The following is a 16,087-nucleotide window of genomic DNA, read 5'->3' on the forward strand; positions in this document are numbered from 1 at the left end:
TAACTTCACTCCATAATTTTAAATCTACTTTCTATGCCAAACTACAATTTAAATGTTAACGGAAAAAATGTTACTGTTACTGCAGATGATGATACGCCTTTACTTTGGGTTTTACGAGATGAGTTAAATTTAGTAGGCACAAAATTTGGCTGTGGTATTGCACAATGTGGTGCTTGTACAGTTCACATAGATGGTGTTGCAACAAGAAGTTGCCAAATGCAAGTTTCTATTTTAGATGATACAAAAATTACTACAATAGAAGGTTTATCTAAAGACGGTAAACATCCTGTACAAGAGGCTTGGAAAGAGATTGATGTACCACAATGTGGTTACTGTCAAGCAGGACAAATAATGACAGCTTCTGCTTTTTTATCAGAAAATAAAAATCCATCAGAAAAAGAAATAAGAGAAGCGATGCATGGTAATATTTGTAGATGTGCTTCTTATAATAGAATAGAAAAAGCAGTAAAAGTTGCTTCAGAAAAAATGCAATAATCACTAAAATTTATAAAAATGAAACTACACAAAAAAGATAATTTTAGTAGAAGAAACTTTCTAAAAACCTCTGCATTGGCAAGTGGCGGTATGTTAATTGGTTTTAATTTACTTACAGCATGTAAGCCAGAAGCTAAAATGCCAGTAGATATAGCAAGTTTAAATTTTAACGATTTTAACGCATTTATAAAAATTTCTGATGAAGGTTATGTAACTATTTTTTCTCCGAATCCAGAAATCGGTCAAGGGGTAAAAACTTCTATGCCAATGATTATAGCAGAAGAGTTAGATGTTGATTGGGATAAAGTAAATGTTGCACAAGGTATTTTAGATACAAAAAATTATACAAGGCAAGTAGCCGGCGGAAGCCAATCTATTAGACAAGGTTGGGATGCGTTAAGACAAACTGGTGCAACAGCAAAACAAATGTTGGTAAATGCTGCTGCTGCAAAATGGCAAGTAGATGCAAGTTCTTTAAAAGCATCTAAGGGAATTATTACAAATACTTCAGGGGAAAAACTAACTTATGGTGATGTTGTAAAAGAGGCAGCTCTATTAGAAGTGCCAGAAAATGTTGTGTTAAAAGACCCCAAAGATTTTACAATTATTGGGCAAGAAATTGTTAATGTAGATATTGATAAAATTATAACAGGTAAACCTTTATTTGGATTGGATTACAAAGCAGAAAACATGATGATTGCTGCTGTTTTAAGACCACCAGCATTTGGGCAAAAATTAGTTTCTTTTGATGATTCTAAGGCTAAAAATGTTTCTGGTGTAAAAGAGATTATAAAATTCGAAGATAAAATTGCAGTTTTAGCAAGTTCTACTTGGGCTGCAATGAAAGGTAAAAAAGCAATAAATGCTAATTGGAAAACAGATTCTAAAGCAGAATCTACAGAAGAACATGATAAATTATTAACCAAAATTTTAGATGGTAAAGGTTTAGATGTTAGAAGAGAAGATGGCAATGTAAAAAAGGCTTTTAGTGCTGCAGATAAAGTTGTAGAGAAAACTTATCATTCACCTTTTTTACCACATAATTGTTTAGAACCGATGAATTTTTATGCAAATGTTACTCCAGAAAAAGTGCATTTGGTTGGTCCTATACAAACACCACAATGGACGGTTAATAGAGTTTCTAAACTTTTAAATAGAAAAGAAGAAGATATTTTATGCGAAATGACTCGTATGGGTGGTGGTTTTGGTAGACGTTTATACGGAGATTTTGCTTTAGAAGCAGCAGAAATTTCTAGTTTAGCTAAAAAACCTGTAAAAGTTGTTTTTTCTAGAGAAGATGATATGACTGCGGGTACTTATAGGCCAGCAATTAAATATAGAATTAAAGCAGCTTTAAAAGACGGTAAAGTAACTGGTTATCATTTAAAAGAAGCGGCAGTAAATGGAAATATGTATGGTTTAATTCCTAACTTTTTTCCTGCAGGTTGCATTCCAAATTATAAAGTAGAAAGTGGTAATTATAAAAGTAATATCACAACCGGTGCTTGGAGAGCGCCTTATACAAATTTCTTAGCTTTTGCAGAGCAAAGTTTTTTTGATGAATTGGCATCAGAATTAAATATAGATCCAATTCAGTTGCGTTTAGATTTATTACAAAATGTAAAAAATACTACGGATAAACGTATCGAATATTCTGGTGAAAGAATGGAAGAAACCATTAAACTTGTAAGAACAAAATCGAATTGGGGAAATGCTAAAAATGGTGTTTACCAAGGTTTTTCTGCGTATTATAGTCATAATACACATGTTGCAGAGGTGGCAGATATAGAATTAGTTGAGGGTTATCCGGTAGTAAAAAAGGTTACGGTTGCTGTAGATTGCGGTATAGTTGTAAACCCTACTGGTGCTAGAAACCAGGTTGAAGGTGGTGTTTTAGATGGAATTGGACATGCAATGTATGCTGGTTTTTCATTTAAAGAAGGAGTTCCTCAATCTAAAAACTTCGATTCTTACAGATTGATAAGAATGAATGAAACCCCAAAGGTAGATGTCTTTTTTGTTGATAGTAATAAATCTCCTACAGGTTTAGGAGAACCCGGTTTACCGCCAGCAGGTGGTGCTGTTGCAAATGCAATTAATACTGCTTTAAGTAAAAGATTATATTCACAACCATTTATTAATGAATTTGAAAAGAGTAAAATTCTTAGTTAATTAAAATAAAAAAAACCTCAAGATTTTATTCTTGAGGTTTTTATCATTAATTCAAATTCAAATATATTATGCTGTCATAGCTAACTTGTTTTTCTTTTTATAATCTCTAGGAGAACAGTTATATTTTTCTCTGAATCTTTTAGAGAAATAACTTCTACTAGAAAAACCTAAACTGTATACAATTTCAGAAATACTTAAATCAGTATTTATAATTAATTCTTCAGATTTTTTTAAACGTACAGATCTAATGTATTCACATACAGTTAAACCGTGCATTAACTTAAATCCTTCTTGAATTTTAGCTGCAGTTAAACCAATTTTTCTTGTTAAAACATTTATTTTATGATCTAAATCTGGATAGTTGTTTACATAATCTGTTAATTCCTTAATCAGCTCCATTTCGTTCTGAGTTAAAGAACCGTTAGAATTAGCATTACTATTTATGTCTTTTTTGTGTTGTTCGATTTCTAAACCTAAAATTAAGTTTACAATACCTTTAGTTAATAAAGCTCTAACAACTCCTTTGTTTTCAATAGATTTTAATTGCTTAATATGTTCTGCAATTTTAAGATTATAAGAACCTAAGTATATATAATCTTTCGTTTTACCTGCAATAAAAGCGTCTTTTAAAAGATTATTAATGTCTGTTTGTTGGCTATTATCATCCGCAGTATTTACAGATATAATGGTAGAACTAGTTTCTATACCTTTATAAAGTGTAATTGTGTTTTCTTCTGATACAATATTAGAAACTATACTTGTTTGAAAAGTTTCTACGGTGTTTTTAGTTGCGTTATTTTCGAAAGAATGAGAAATCTTACCTTTAGAACAGTATACAAAGTTAATATGTGTACCTGCTTTAGCATCTACAGCTATTTTAAGGTCTTCTTTAGGTGTAATATTAAATTCTAATAAACTAATACCACCGTCTAAATTAATAGATCTAATAGTACCTTTACCTATGTTGTTATTAATTTTAAGAAATTGCTCATTAGAAGTCACTTTTAACGTTCCCCCAATCTTCTTTTGTAATTTGTTAAAGAATAAATTTAAGCCTCTTAATTTTGAATTTACAGTAATCATAATTGGTTGAGTTTTTTTGATTGTTACTAATTTTATTTGATCTTAAAATTAAATAAGGAAGTATAAATTCTTTATTTAAAATTATACTGCAAAGTAACAACCGAACTCAAGTTTTTTCGTTACACGATTTTTTTTTTTTGTTATATGATTTCTATTTTTTGGTATTAATAAGTTGATTTTCAAGTAATTAAATAATTTTTTACTGAAATTATGTAACAACAAACTGTAATTATATAATTATTTCTGATAATTTTTTACAAGAAGAAATTTGTAGTATAATTTACTATTTAAGAGTTTATATCAATTCAAAATTATAAACTAAAATCTGTAATGATAATTTAATTTTTATTAAAAATAGTGAAGTAGAAGAAGTGAATAAATTATTGAGATGAAATTTTTTTCTAAATAAATTAGGTTAAGTTTTGAAGATGAAATTTTTAGATTAAAAACAAAAAAAAGCTTTAAAGTAATTTTACTTTAAAGCTTTTAATATAAGTTTTATGAGTCTTTAATTTTGTACCAAATTATACCTAGAATAAAAGATGCTAAGAGTAATAAATGAATTAACGGACTTTCTATTGCAAGTACAAAATAACTTACAGCCCATGCTATAATTATTAAAATAAATGTGATGTATAGAAAGTTTTTCATTTACTCTTCATTTAAAAGATTCTCTATATTTTCTTTTTTCTCTTCTAAGAAATACTCAGATTCATTTGCGAGTACATTCATAGATTCGTTGTTAGTTATTTTTGCAAAATCACTCATTACCGCAACTTGCTTATCTATAATTTTATTTAAGGTTAACAAATAAGCTTTCTCGTTAGATTCTTTTTTATTTACAACAAATGGTTTTTTTTCTAAAAACAATACATCATTTACATTAGGTATTAAAATCATTTCTTTTCTAGAAATGTCTTTAATAGAGCCTAAACGTTCTTTAACTCCTTTATTTATAGAGTTTAAAATCTGTTTTGTTTTTGGGGTAACTGAGTCTTTTTCTTTTATGTAATTGTTATAATTAATTATATAAATGTAGTTTTTTGTAGCTTCTACTAATAATTTAGCGTCTGTTTGACTGCTTAATATTTTGTCTTCTTTTTCTTTTGTAGTGGTTTTTTTATCACAAGAAAACATCAAAAATAGAAATGCAGTAAAAAGAAGACTAGCTAGTATTTTTTTAGTACGTTTCATTTATTCTCACTTTTGTTATTGGAATACAAAGGTCGAAAAAATGATAGGATTTTTTGTTACAGAATTAATAAGAGAATTTATACAATTTCCATAAATTGTAGGTATAGCTAGAGAAAACGAGGGTGTTTTTTAGTTAAAAGGAAGATAAACTTCGAAAATTGAACCAATATTTGGCTTACCAGTAGCAAAAATATATCCTTGATGATTTTCTACAATTTTTTTACAAATAGATAAACCAATTCCTGTACCAGAATATTCGTTTTTATTATGAAGCCTACTAAAAAGCACAAATATTTTTTCTGCGTATTCTTCATCAAAACCTATACCATTGTCTTCAAAAGTAATTTTATGATAAAAATTAAACTTGGTGTTCTTTATTTTTTTTACATCGCTAGCATCAACTTTATTATAGGAAATTTTAATATTTGGTGAAACTTCCTTTTTGCTGTATTTTAATGAGTTACCAATTAAATTGATGAATAATTGTTGTAATTGAAAAGGTATAACTGTTAATGTAGGTATTGTTTCTGATGTAATAATGGCATCTTTTTCTAAAATAGTTTCTGCCAATTCTTGTTTTGCATTCTCAAGAATGATATTCATGTTAGTTTCTTCAAAAACTTCTTCAGATTTATTAGTTCTAGAAAATTGTAATAAATCGTCTATTAATAAACGCATTCTTGTAGAAGAGGTTTTTATTCTTTCTAAATATAAATTTCCTCTTTCAGATAAATTAGAAGCTTCTTTTTCTTCTAATCTAGAAATAAAAGTCTGTATTTTTCGAAGAGGTTCTTGTAAATCATGACTTGCAACATGATTAAAAGAAGATAATTCTTTATTGTTTCTTTCTAACTCGAAATTTCTTTCTTCTAGTAATCTATAATTTTCTATCTCATCGGTAATATCTGCAGTTGTACCAATAAGTCTTCTATTCTCTTCGTTATCTGTAAGCACTTTACCATAAGCTTTAAAGTGTCTTATGCTGCCATTTTTTTGAACAATTCTATAGTAAATGAATGGCAAATCTTCTGTTTGTATCATTTTTTCGACTTGTTTTTTCAATTTATCTACATCCTCTGGATGTACAAATTGCATAAAATTTTCTAAGGTAGGTTCAAAAGACTGAGGTTGCTCACCTAATAATCTGTATAAATTATCAGAATAACTAAATTTATTTTCTTCTATAAACCAGTTCCAAGTACCATGTTTACTAACAATTTCTGATTGATTTGTAGATTCTTTAAAAATTTCTAACTGAAGGTTTTTGGTTTGTAAATTTTTAATATCATTATTAATTTTCGAATACGTAAAAAGTAGTAAAAGAAGGGCAATTATTAAAACCGAATAAATAATAATCGGTGTATTTGTTATACTTCTTTCGTTATCTAATTTTCTAATTCTTAAAAGATTGTTGTTATGGGTAATCATTTGATTAATTTCTAATCGAATGTTGTCCATGGTTTTTTTACCTGCAAGAAGTAGTGCATCAAACTCTTTAGAATCTAAATTATCGTTTTTAGAAAACTTAAAAGTCTCATCAAAATAATTTAAGTTTTTATCAATTAATATTGTTAAATCTCTAAGTTTTTGTTGTTGTCTTTCATCTTTTTTTGTTAATTCTTTTAAACGCGCAAAACTGTTATTTGTTTTTTCTCTACCAGAAAAAAATGATTCTAAAAACCGAGTATCTTCAGAAATTAAATAACCTCTTTGGCCAGTTTCGCTATCTTTTAGGTAAGAAAGTATTTGTTCTAATTCGATATTTACTTCATACGTATGCTCTACTAAATCAAAAGATTTAATTAATGTTTGCAGGTGTTTGTATGCCAAACCACCCATGCATAGTATTACAAAAAGACTTATACCAAAGGTAATCTTTAAGAAACGTGTAGATTTAAATATCGATTTTATATTCACTTTATAATCTTAATAAAAAGTTGTCTTTGTTAAGGCCACTTGTTTGATATTGCCAATTCATAGTGACTACATTAGAAAGCACTTTCTTTAATTTTTTAAAGTCGTTTGGTTTTTTAATGTAAACGTTAGCACCTAAAACAAAGGTGTTTTCTATGTCTTCTTCTGATGCAGAAGTAGAATAAATTACAATAGCAATATCTTTAAGTCTATCTACTTTTTTAATTTCTGTTAAACACTCTATACCCGATTTTTTTGGCATGTTTAAATCTAAAAAAAGTATTTTTGGCAGAATACTATCTTCTTGGTTCAAGTAGTTCATTAACTCTAAACCGTCTTTAAAAGTGCTTACTTTTGTGTTAATTTTTAACTCGTCAAAAGCATCTTCAAAGAAAAGTCTGTCGTCTTCATCATCATCTGCTAAAATTATAAAAACATCTTTATGTTGCATTTATTCTTGTTTTTTAGGGTTATTTAGCTCTCTTCTCTTTGTTATTATTCTTTGAAAAGCAGAAGGTGTTATACCTGTTGTATTTTTAAATTGCGTACTTAAATGTGCTACACTAGAGTAATTTAATTTATACGCAATATCGGTAATTTTTAAATCTGTATTGATAATTAATTGCTTTGTGTATTCAATTTTTTGTAGTATGATAAAGTTTTCTATGGATGTGTAGGTAACTTCAGAAAATAAATTAGACAAATACCCGTAACTATGATCTAGTTTTTCTGATAAATACACAGAACTTTTAACATTTATATTTTCATCATCATTAAAAACCATATCTGTAATAGTATCTTTTATTTTTTGAACTAAAATACTTTTTTGGTTTTCAATAACTTCACTACCATATTCTTGTAAACTATCGTTTAATTGCGATAGTTGGTCTTCTGTAATTTTTTCTAAAAACTCTATTTCACCAAAACCTAGAACTTTATGTTTAACATCTAATTCATTTAACTTTTCTTCAATAAGTTTATTACAAACTGCAGTAAAATCAAATTTTATAAATATTTTCATGTGTAGCGTGTTATTTTGCTAATATAATAGATATATTACAATTATTTTATTTAGACATTTAAAAAAGAAATTGTATTGATATAATTTATAGATAATGATTAACAACACAGGGTTTTACAAAAAATTAAGTTACAATAATATTCCTATTAGAGAACTTCTTAAAAATGAAAATTTATTTAATGCTGTACCAAGCAATTGGGTAGTTATAGTAACAGATATTGTAAATTCTACAAAAGCGATAAAAAACGGAGGTCATAACGATGTTAATTTAGTTGCTACAGGTAGTATAATTACTGTTTTAAATAAAATTAAGAAGATCAATAAAAAAATTACGATTCCATATTTTTTTGGAGGTGACGGCGCAACTTTTATTGTTGCAAAAGAAATTCTAGAACCTGTTTATACAGCTTTAGAAAATTATAGTGATCACGTAGAAAAAAACTTTAATTTAAAACTAAGAGTAGGGCAAATGCGTGTAGAAGACATTTATGCAACTGGCGCTACTTTAAGAATCGCTAAATTAAAATTAAACTCTTTTTTAGTAACTCCGGTAATTATTGGTAACGGTTTAAAACTTGCAGAAAACCTAATTAAAGAGCAGTTTATAGAAAATATTGATGATAAAATTGATGATATTTCTATTGATTTAGAAGGTATGGAGTGTCGTTGGAATGAAATTAAGCCCAATAGCGAAGAAAAAAAGGTAATCTGCTTACTTGTTATGTGTAATAACGAAGAAAAACAAGCAGAAGTTTACACAACGATTATGGATGAGATAGATTATATTTTTGGAAGTCTATCTGAAAGAACACCAATAACAACTTTAAAACTAGCTTTAAATACATCTTTTGATAAAATTAAAACGGAAATGTATGCTCGTTTGGGTAAGTTTGATTTAAGTTATCTTATAAAAAACTGGTTAATTACAAACTTTGGTAAATATTATTTTAGGTTTTTTAAGGATGGCAAAGCGTATTTATATAAGGTTTCTCAATTATCTGATACGATTATGTTAGATGGTTCTATAAACACTGTTTTTTCTGGTACAGAAAAACAAATTAGTAAGTTGAGGCTTTTGTTGGATTCATTAGAATCTCAGCAAAAAATAATTTACGGAATTCATGCTACATACGCCTCTATAATGTCTTGTTATATAGAAGATAGAGATGAAAAACATATTCACTTTGTAGATGGTACAGAAGGCGGTTATACAACCGCGTCTAAAGAGTTAAAGAAAAAAATAAATAGTTATAAAGTTTATTCATAAAAAAAGCCGCTTTTTAGCGGCTTTTTTTAATTATATATAAAATATCAGAGGTTATTGTCCTACTTCTTCTTTAGCTTCTTCTACCATCTTTTCGTTAGGTAAAATAGCAACATTTACTCTTCTGTTTTTGGCTCTACCTTCTGCAGTTGTGTTATCATACTTTGGTTGCGTTTCACCGAACCATTGTGTTGTAAATCTACCTCTTTGTAATCCTTTTGCTATTAAATAATTAGTTACAGATTTTGCTCTTTTTTCAGATAAAGTCATATTGTAGCTGTCTCTACCAGAGCTATCTGTGTGCCCAACAACTAAGATGTTTGTATCTGGAAACTCTGCAAAAACACTAGATAGTTTGTTTAAAGTTTCTTGTGATTTTGCATTGATATCATCTTTGTTAGTATCAAAATAAACACCACTGTTTTCATCAAAAGTAACAACAATACCATTATCTACTCTTTCTACTTCCGCTCCAGGAATCTCTGTTTCAATTTGTTTTGCTTGATTATCCATTTTTTTACCAATTAGTATTCCGGCACCACCACCAACAACTCCACCAATTACAGCTCCTAGTTTACTATTTTTTCCGCTACCAACGTTATTACCAATAATGGCACCAATTAAAGCACCTGTTGTGGTTCCTATTACAGCACCTTTTTGTTTGTTGTTTGTATTTTTAGTTGCTTCGCAACTTGTTAAACTTGCTGTTAATGCTATTGCTACTGCAAATGCAGAAATTTTGTTCAATATATTTTTCATAATTGTTATTGTTTTGTAAAGTTCATGTTTATAATAAACGGAGTTCCGTTTACCATTAAGTTTTGTTTCCAGGTCATTTTTGTTTCAGAAAGATTAGATAATTCTAACCTAAAACCAATATTGTTTTCGTTATTTTTTGGTTTTAATAAAAAGTCATAATAACCTGATGTTTCATCAATTTCTTGAATTATAAAAATGAATTCTCTATCACCTGATTCACAACTCGAATTGTTTATTGTATAAATACCAGAATTGTTATTTGGTACAAATTTCCAAGAACTTCCTTCTAAACATTCTTTTGTAGCATCGTTAAAAAGAGTAACATTATAATCGCCTGTTTTGCTGTATGTAATATTATTTAAAGTCCAGTTTCCTTTTATGGTTTTTTCTTTACTTCTAACAGTTTTAGATGCTCCGCAAGAAACCAAAGAGGTTATAAATAATAGTATTAATAATTTTTTCATGAGATATTTTATTTATTCTGATACAAATTAACAAACATGATGGTTGATGGCTTAACTCAAAAGAAAATAATATGAATTCATTTAAAAGCAAAAAGTCGTTAAAATCAAGAAAGTATGATTTTAACGACTATTAAATTAATCATATACATGATTAAATTAGATTGGGGGATTTTTCTTTGATTAGCAATTTTAGGGGGCGCTAACTGATTGCAAATTTACAACCTCAATACACATTTTTATGTACTTATTCTACTAATTGAAGATTGTGTATAGATAAAAAGTAAATTACTGTAGATTAGATGATAATTAGGGTTTTAATGTTTCTAGCAAAAAAAAATCGCTAAAACCAGTCAAGGTATTAGCGATTAATTTTGATTGTTAATTTTAGGGATTTTAACAACTAGTTTTTCTAGTTAGCAATTTTAGGGGGCGCTAACTGATTGCAAAATTACAACCTCAATACACATTTTTATGTACTTATTCTATTAATTGAAGATTGTGTATAGATAAAAGGTAAATTACTGTAGATTAGATGATAATTTGGGTTTTAATTTTTTCAGCAAAAAAAAATCGTTAAAACCAGTCAAGGTATTAACGATTAATTTTCATTGTTAATTTATAGGGATATTAACAAAGTGATTTTTTTCACAGCGTTTGCATAATTAGGGGGATGCTAACGCATTACAAATTTACAACTGTTTTAAATTTGAGTTTTTATATTTTCTATTAATTAATTGTAAAGGTTAGATGAATAACCATTTATTATAGATTAACTTTAAAAACTAAAAATTAATTGTGTAAAAAAAATCGCTAAAACCAATAAAGGAATTAACGATTCGAAGTGATTATAATTTAAATTAGCTATAAGGCTAGGGAATCTTCTAACGGTTTAAAATGTATAATCTCAATGTTATATTGAGGGGTAAACAAAAATACATAGTTGTTTGTTTCTTTTTAAATTAAATCTATTATTCGATATAAAGGTATGCTAGAATACGCTTAAGTGTCGATGAACTGAATTTACAAGCTAATCTATTAAATAAAAAAAACCACTTCTAAGAGTGGTTTTAAATTATACTTATAATTTACCTTTTGTCGAGTTTTTAAATTTATTTTAATAGAATTTATAGTCCTTAAGACTAATTGTCTTTTTATCAAAAATAAACTCACCATCAGCAGATACACCTTCAAAGAACAAGGTGATTTTATCAGTTTTAATATTTTTAACATCTAAATTTAAGTTTCCATTTTCATCAATTTTATTCATAGGAAGCCAATCTACTACTCCGTATTTTTTATAAAAATTGTCTGTATATGAATTGTATTTAGGTATATAGAATTTTTTTGCTTTAGAAAATGTAATAGGAAATTTTATTTCTGTGGTTGTTTGTCTTTTTATTGGTTGGTAAAATTTCATAGGGTTGGTTACAATACGTATTACCCCATCATTATTTGTAAAACCTTCTCCAAATGAACTTCGATTAAATTCAACATAATCCACTATACTCATTGACAAATTAAACAATATACTGTTGTCTAACAGCCTTTGCCCGTCTAAATAGATAATAGTACCTCCTAGGTTACCCTCACTATATGGACTTTGATAGCGAATACTACTACTTAAGCCTATGTCTAAAGTTCCAGTTATATAGTTTTTACGAGCATTAAAACTTAGACCGTAAATGTTTATAAATTCTTCTAAGGTTAGGTAACTATCTTGTAATGTTGTAAATTTTACTTTTGCAAAACTTTCTTTTTTAATTTCTAAAATACGCTTTTCTTCTAAGTTTGTTTTAATTATAACTTCATCTAAAAAATCACCTGTATTTAAACTATTAAAAGTGGTTAGCTCAAAAGTGTTTTCTACTGCATAAAAATTATTGTTTGTCGTTAAATGCATTGCGCTTTTGTTTGTCTGAGGTATACTATTTGGAGAAAATTGTGGATACATTGGTGTTTTAAATAACTTTCCGTCTTTTTTTCTAATTGAAGAAATATATGCTTTCTCGTTATTAGTTGGGTAATAATTATTCAACACAAAAGCACTCTTAGAATCATCATTTAAAGAGATAAATTGTGGTGGGTTATTAGACAAGGCATGAATTAAAAATTGTTTTTGACTATTTTTATCATCTTGAATATTAAACCTTACTGTAATTCCTTTCTCAAAAGAATGTGCAAAGTTGTTTTTTTGAGAGAATAATTTTCTCCAATTAAAGCTACTCCAGCCTTGGGTGATAAGCAAATTGTCTAAATCATATTTTTTTTGATTGTTGATATCTGTAAAATAATATCCACCGTTTTGTAGGTATCCTTTTATGTAAGGTTTAATTAAAATATTAGAGATAATATTAGAATTTTTATTGTACGATTTTGTGTTTTCTGGCAATATCGAAATACTAACGTTGTTAAAATCTTTAAAGCCATTTTTAAAGTTGAAACTAAAGTTGTGTAGGGTGTCTTTAGAATTGTTTACAGAAGCATTTTCGATTGTATTAATATTAATATTTTTGTAATTAAAAAATAATCTTTCTGCAATGGGGTTGTTTTGCTCATCAAATAGTGTAAAAATAGTAACACCAGATTTTAAGTTTTTTAGCGCAATTTTTTTACTGATAACATTTTCTTTGTCAAACTGTATTTCAATTTTGGTTAATTTCGCTCTGTTTTGATAAGCAAGTATATAGGTTTTTCCTTTTAAGAATGGCAAAGTACCTTTGTTTGTAACACAAGAAATTATAACTTCGTTTTCATTGCTATTAAGCTGTATTATAATTCCGTTATTTTTTGAGTTAGTACCAAAATTGGTAATAAAATTTTTGGCATTTTCTAATTGAACTTTATACGTTTTATTTTTAATTGGTTTCATAGAAAAACGCCCAATGCCTAGTTCGTTTAATTTAAAAGAAGTGATAAAGTTGTTTTGTTGATCAAGCACACTCCCTTTTAAATTAGAAATACCGTAACCTAAACTATCTTTGGCAACAACGCCTAGCGTATTAATAACACCAGTAAGCAAGTGCCCGCTTTCTGGTAAAATTTGAAGATCTATTTTATCGCTTTTTTTAGTTTTAGCAACAACTTTTGTTTCTTGAGGATCAATAACGTCAAAGGAATCTGTAAAAAAGCTTTCCTTAGAGAAGTTAAGCATCCAATTTGTGTATGCCTTAAAAGTGTAGGTTCCAGTTTTAAAGTCTTTATCTACATCAAAGACACCGTTGGCAATACCATTTTCTACTTTTAGCAATTGTTTTTTAACAAGTTTTTTATTGCTATCATAAATTAGGCAGTACAAATTAGAAGTACTTTCAGAGAGATTATTTTTGTATTTATCAAAACTATAAGCCGTAAAGCCAATATTTTCTCCTTTGATGTATATAGATTTGTTTAAGTGTGCATAGACTACTTCTTTAAAGTGTGAACTATTGTTTAAAAAAAGAGAGTCTATCGATTGTTTTTTTTGGGCTTGCAGGTTAAGGTTGATCTTGCTACTGTAAACAATAGGCAGCAAATTTTAATAAGGTAGTGTTTTTTCATAGCATATTTTTTTTATAAATATATCAAAAATTATGCCGAATATTTAGAATGTTTCTAATGCTTTAAATAAAAAAAGCCGCTAAAAAGCGACTTTTTAGTTAATTTATTGTATTTATTTAACTCACTTGTTGTCCGTTTTTCACGTCCTTTTCAGGTTCAACAAAAGCTAGTTTTCCTTCTGGTGTGTCTGTCATTAAAATCATTCCTTGGCTTTCTACTCCTCTAATTTTTCTAGGAGTTAAGTTTACTAATACAGAAACTTGTTGACCAATAATATCTTCCGGAGAAAAACTTTCTGCAATACCAGAAACGATAGTTCTTGTGTCTATACCAACATCAACTTTAAGTTTTAAAAGTTTTTTAGTTTTTGCAACTTTTTCTGCTTCTAAAATGGTACCAATTCGAATATCTAATTTTGTAAAATCATCAAACTCTATGGTTTCCTTTTGCGGTTCTACAACTTTATTTTCTTGTTCGTTGGCAATTTTTGTTGCTTCTAGCTTTGCTACTTGAGCTTCAATTGTTTTGTCTTCAATTTTAGAAAACAATAACTCTGCTTTGTTTATTTGATGTTCAGCAGGTAATAAAACATCTTTTGCTGTTATATCTTCCCAAGAAAGGTTTAAATCAAGATTTAAAATACCTTTTAATTTTGTTGATGTAAAAGGTAAAAATGGTTCTGAAACAACTGCTAAAGCTGCAGAAATTTGCAATGCCACATACATAATTGTTTGCACGCGTTCTGCATCAACCTTTATAACTTTCCATGGCTCTTCATCGGCTAAATATTTGTTTCCAAGTCTTGCTAAGTTCATTAATTCTTGACTAGCTTCTCTAAACCTATATCTTTCTATAGATTTACCAATAATATTAGGAAACTCTTTTACAGCAGCTAAAACATCTTCGTCAACTTCTGTATAATTCCCTGCAAGTGGCACTTGCCCTTGGTAGTATTTATTTGTTAAAACAACAACTCTGTTTATAAAGTTACCAAAGATGGCAACTAATTCGCTATTATTTTTAGCCTGAAAATCTTTCCAAGTAAAATCATTGTCTTTACTTTCTGGCGCGTTTGCCGTTAATGTATAACGTAAAACATCTTGTTGATCTGGAAATTCTTCTAAATATTCGTGCAACCAAACTGCCCAATTTTTAGACGTCGATAATTTATTTCCTTCTAAATTTAAAAATTCATTTGCTGGTACGTTGTCTGGTAAAATGTAATCTCCGTGTGCTTTTAACATACTCGGAAAAATAATACAGTGAAAAACAATATTATCTTTACCAATAAAATGCACCAACTTGGTATCGTCTTTTTTCCAGTAATCTTCCCATTTTTTGCCTTCTCTTTCTGCCCATTCTTTGGTAGAAGAAATGTAACCAATGGGTGCGTCGAACCAAACGTATAAAACTTTACCATCTGCACCTTCTACAGGTACCGGAATTCCCCAATCTAAATCTCTAGTTACTGCTCTTGGTCTTAAACCATCATCTACCCAACTTTTTACTTGACCATAAACATTAGGTTTCCAATCTTTTTTATGTCCTTTTAAGATCCATTCACGTAAAAATTCTTCGTGCTTATCTAAAGGTAAAAACCAGTGTTTTGTTTCTTTTAAAGAAGGCACATTACCAGTTATTGCAGATTTAGGATTGATTAAATCTGTTGCGTTATGAGATGTACCACAATTTTCGCATTGATCACCATAACTTTCTTCGAAACCGCATTTTGGGCAAGTACCAATTACAAACCTATCTGCTAAAAATTGGTTTGCTTCTGCGTCATATAATTGTTCAGAAACTTCTTCTACAAAATCTCCGTTTTCATACAATTTTGTAAAAAATTCTGATGCAGTTTTATGATGTATTTCTGATGAAGTTCTAGAATAATTATCAAAAGAAATACCAAAATCTGCAAAAGATTTTTTAATAATACCGTGGTATTTATCGATAATATCTTGCGGAGAAACACCTTCTTTTTTTGCTCTCATTGGTATTGCAACACCATGTTCATCAGAACCACAGATGTATGCAACATCTTTACCTGTTAAACGTAAATAACGTGCGTAAATATCTGCTGGCACGTAAACACCTGCTAAATGCCCAATATGAATAGGACCATTAGTATAAGGTAAAGCTGCTGTAATTGTATATCTTTTTGGAGCACTCATGTGTTCTTTGTGT

13 protein-coding genes are annotated in these 16,087 nt (G+C 28.5%); 3 read left to right on the forward strand and 10 right to left on the reverse strand.

Going from position 1 to position 16,087, the window contains the following annotated elements; translation table 11 throughout:
- Positions 1 to 33: 33 nt before the first annotated feature.
- Positions 34 to 495 carry a (2Fe-2S)-binding protein gene (locus WG950_RS09745; RefSeq protein ID WP_340931987.1) on the forward strand — a complete coding sequence of 154 codons (462 nt, stop codon included), beginning with the start codon at positions 34 to 36 and terminating at the stop codon, positions 493 to 495.
- A gap of 18 nt (positions 496 to 513) precedes the next feature.
- A complete protein-coding gene (locus WG950_RS09750) occupies positions 514 to 2,667 on the forward strand; it encodes a xanthine dehydrogenase family protein molybdopterin-binding subunit (RefSeq protein WP_340931988.1) in 2,154 nt (717 codons plus the stop codon).
- A gap of 66 nt (positions 2,668 to 2,733) precedes the next feature.
- Here WG950_RS09750 and WG950_RS09755 read toward each other — a convergent pair whose 3' ends face one another.
- The 6 genes from WG950_RS09755 to WG950_RS09780 all read right to left on the reverse strand — a co-directional run bounded on the left by WG950_RS09755 (position 2,734) and on the right by WG950_RS09780 (position 7,879).
- Entirely contained in the window at positions 2,734 to 3,750 is a 1,017-nt protein-coding gene (locus tag WG950_RS09755; RefSeq protein ID WP_079737684.1) for a helix-turn-helix domain-containing protein, read from the reverse strand.
- Between the two features lie 498 nt (positions 3,751 to 4,248).
- The gene (locus WG950_RS09760; RefSeq protein ID WP_340931990.1) at positions 4,249 to 4,401 is read right to left on the reverse strand and encodes a hypothetical protein; all 153 of its coding nucleotides are present in this window, start codon (positions 4,399 to 4,401) and stop codon (positions 4,249 to 4,251) included.
- The gene (locus WG950_RS09765; RefSeq protein WP_340931992.1) at positions 4,402 to 4,944 is read right to left on the reverse strand and encodes a hypothetical protein; all 543 of its coding nucleotides are present in this window, start codon (positions 4,942 to 4,944) and stop codon (positions 4,402 to 4,404) included.
- Positions 4,945 to 5,073: 129 nt separating this feature from the next.
- On the reverse strand, positions 5,074 to 6,861 hold the full coding sequence (locus tag WG950_RS09770) for a CHASE3 domain-containing protein (RefSeq protein WP_340931994.1): 1,788 nt from the start codon (positions 6,859 to 6,861) through the stop codon (positions 5,074 to 5,076).
- Position 6,862: 1 nt separating this feature from the next.
- On the reverse strand, positions 6,863 to 7,309 hold the full coding sequence (locus WG950_RS09775; RefSeq protein WP_340931997.1) for a response regulator: 447 nt from the start codon (positions 7,307 to 7,309) through the stop codon (positions 6,863 to 6,865).
- Positions 7,310 to 7,879 (reverse strand): helix-turn-helix domain-containing protein, encoded by a 570-nt coding sequence (locus WG950_RS09780; RefSeq protein WP_340931998.1) that lies wholly within the window; start codon positions 7,877 to 7,879, stop codon positions 7,310 to 7,312. It lies immediately after the preceding gene.
- 94 nt (positions 7,880 to 7,973) lie between these two features.
- Between WG950_RS09780 and WG950_RS09785 the strand changes: the two genes are divergently transcribed.
- Positions 7,974 to 9,146, forward strand: a complete 1,173-nt coding sequence (locus WG950_RS09785; protein ID WP_340931999.1) for a DUF3095 domain-containing protein — start codon at positions 7,974 to 7,976, stop codon at positions 9,144 to 9,146.
- 51 nt (positions 9,147 to 9,197) lie between these two features.
- On the opposite strand, the gene WG950_RS09790 is transcribed toward WG950_RS09785, so the two are convergent.
- The 4 genes from WG950_RS09790 to metG form a co-directional block, all read right to left on the reverse strand.
- Positions 9,198 to 9,902, reverse strand: coding sequence for an OmpA family protein (locus WG950_RS09790; RefSeq protein ID WP_340932000.1), 705 nt, complete (start codon positions 9,900 to 9,902; stop codon positions 9,198 to 9,200).
- A gap of 5 nt (positions 9,903 to 9,907) precedes the next feature.
- Positions 9,908 to 10,366, reverse strand: coding sequence for a lipocalin (locus WG950_RS09795; protein ID WP_340932001.1), 459 nt, complete (start codon positions 10,364 to 10,366; stop codon positions 9,908 to 9,910).
- A 1,114-nt stretch (positions 10,367 to 11,480) separates the two neighbouring features.
- Positions 11,481 to 13,877, reverse strand: a complete 2,397-nt coding sequence (locus tag WG950_RS09800; protein ID WP_340932002.1) for a hypothetical protein — start codon at positions 13,875 to 13,877, stop codon at positions 11,481 to 11,483.
- Between the two features lie 142 nt (positions 13,878 to 14,019).
- Positions 14,020 to 16,074 (reverse strand): methionine--tRNA ligase, encoded by a 2,055-nt coding sequence (gene metG / locus WG950_RS09805; protein ID WP_340932004.1) that lies wholly within the window; start codon positions 16,072 to 16,074, stop codon positions 14,020 to 14,022.
- Positions 16,075 to 16,087 lie beyond the last annotated feature (13 nt).

It is taken from the genome of Polaribacter marinaquae, from assembly GCF_038019025.1.
Lineage (GTDB): Bacteria > Bacteroidota > Bacteroidia > Flavobacteriales > Flavobacteriaceae > Polaribacter > Polaribacter marinaquae.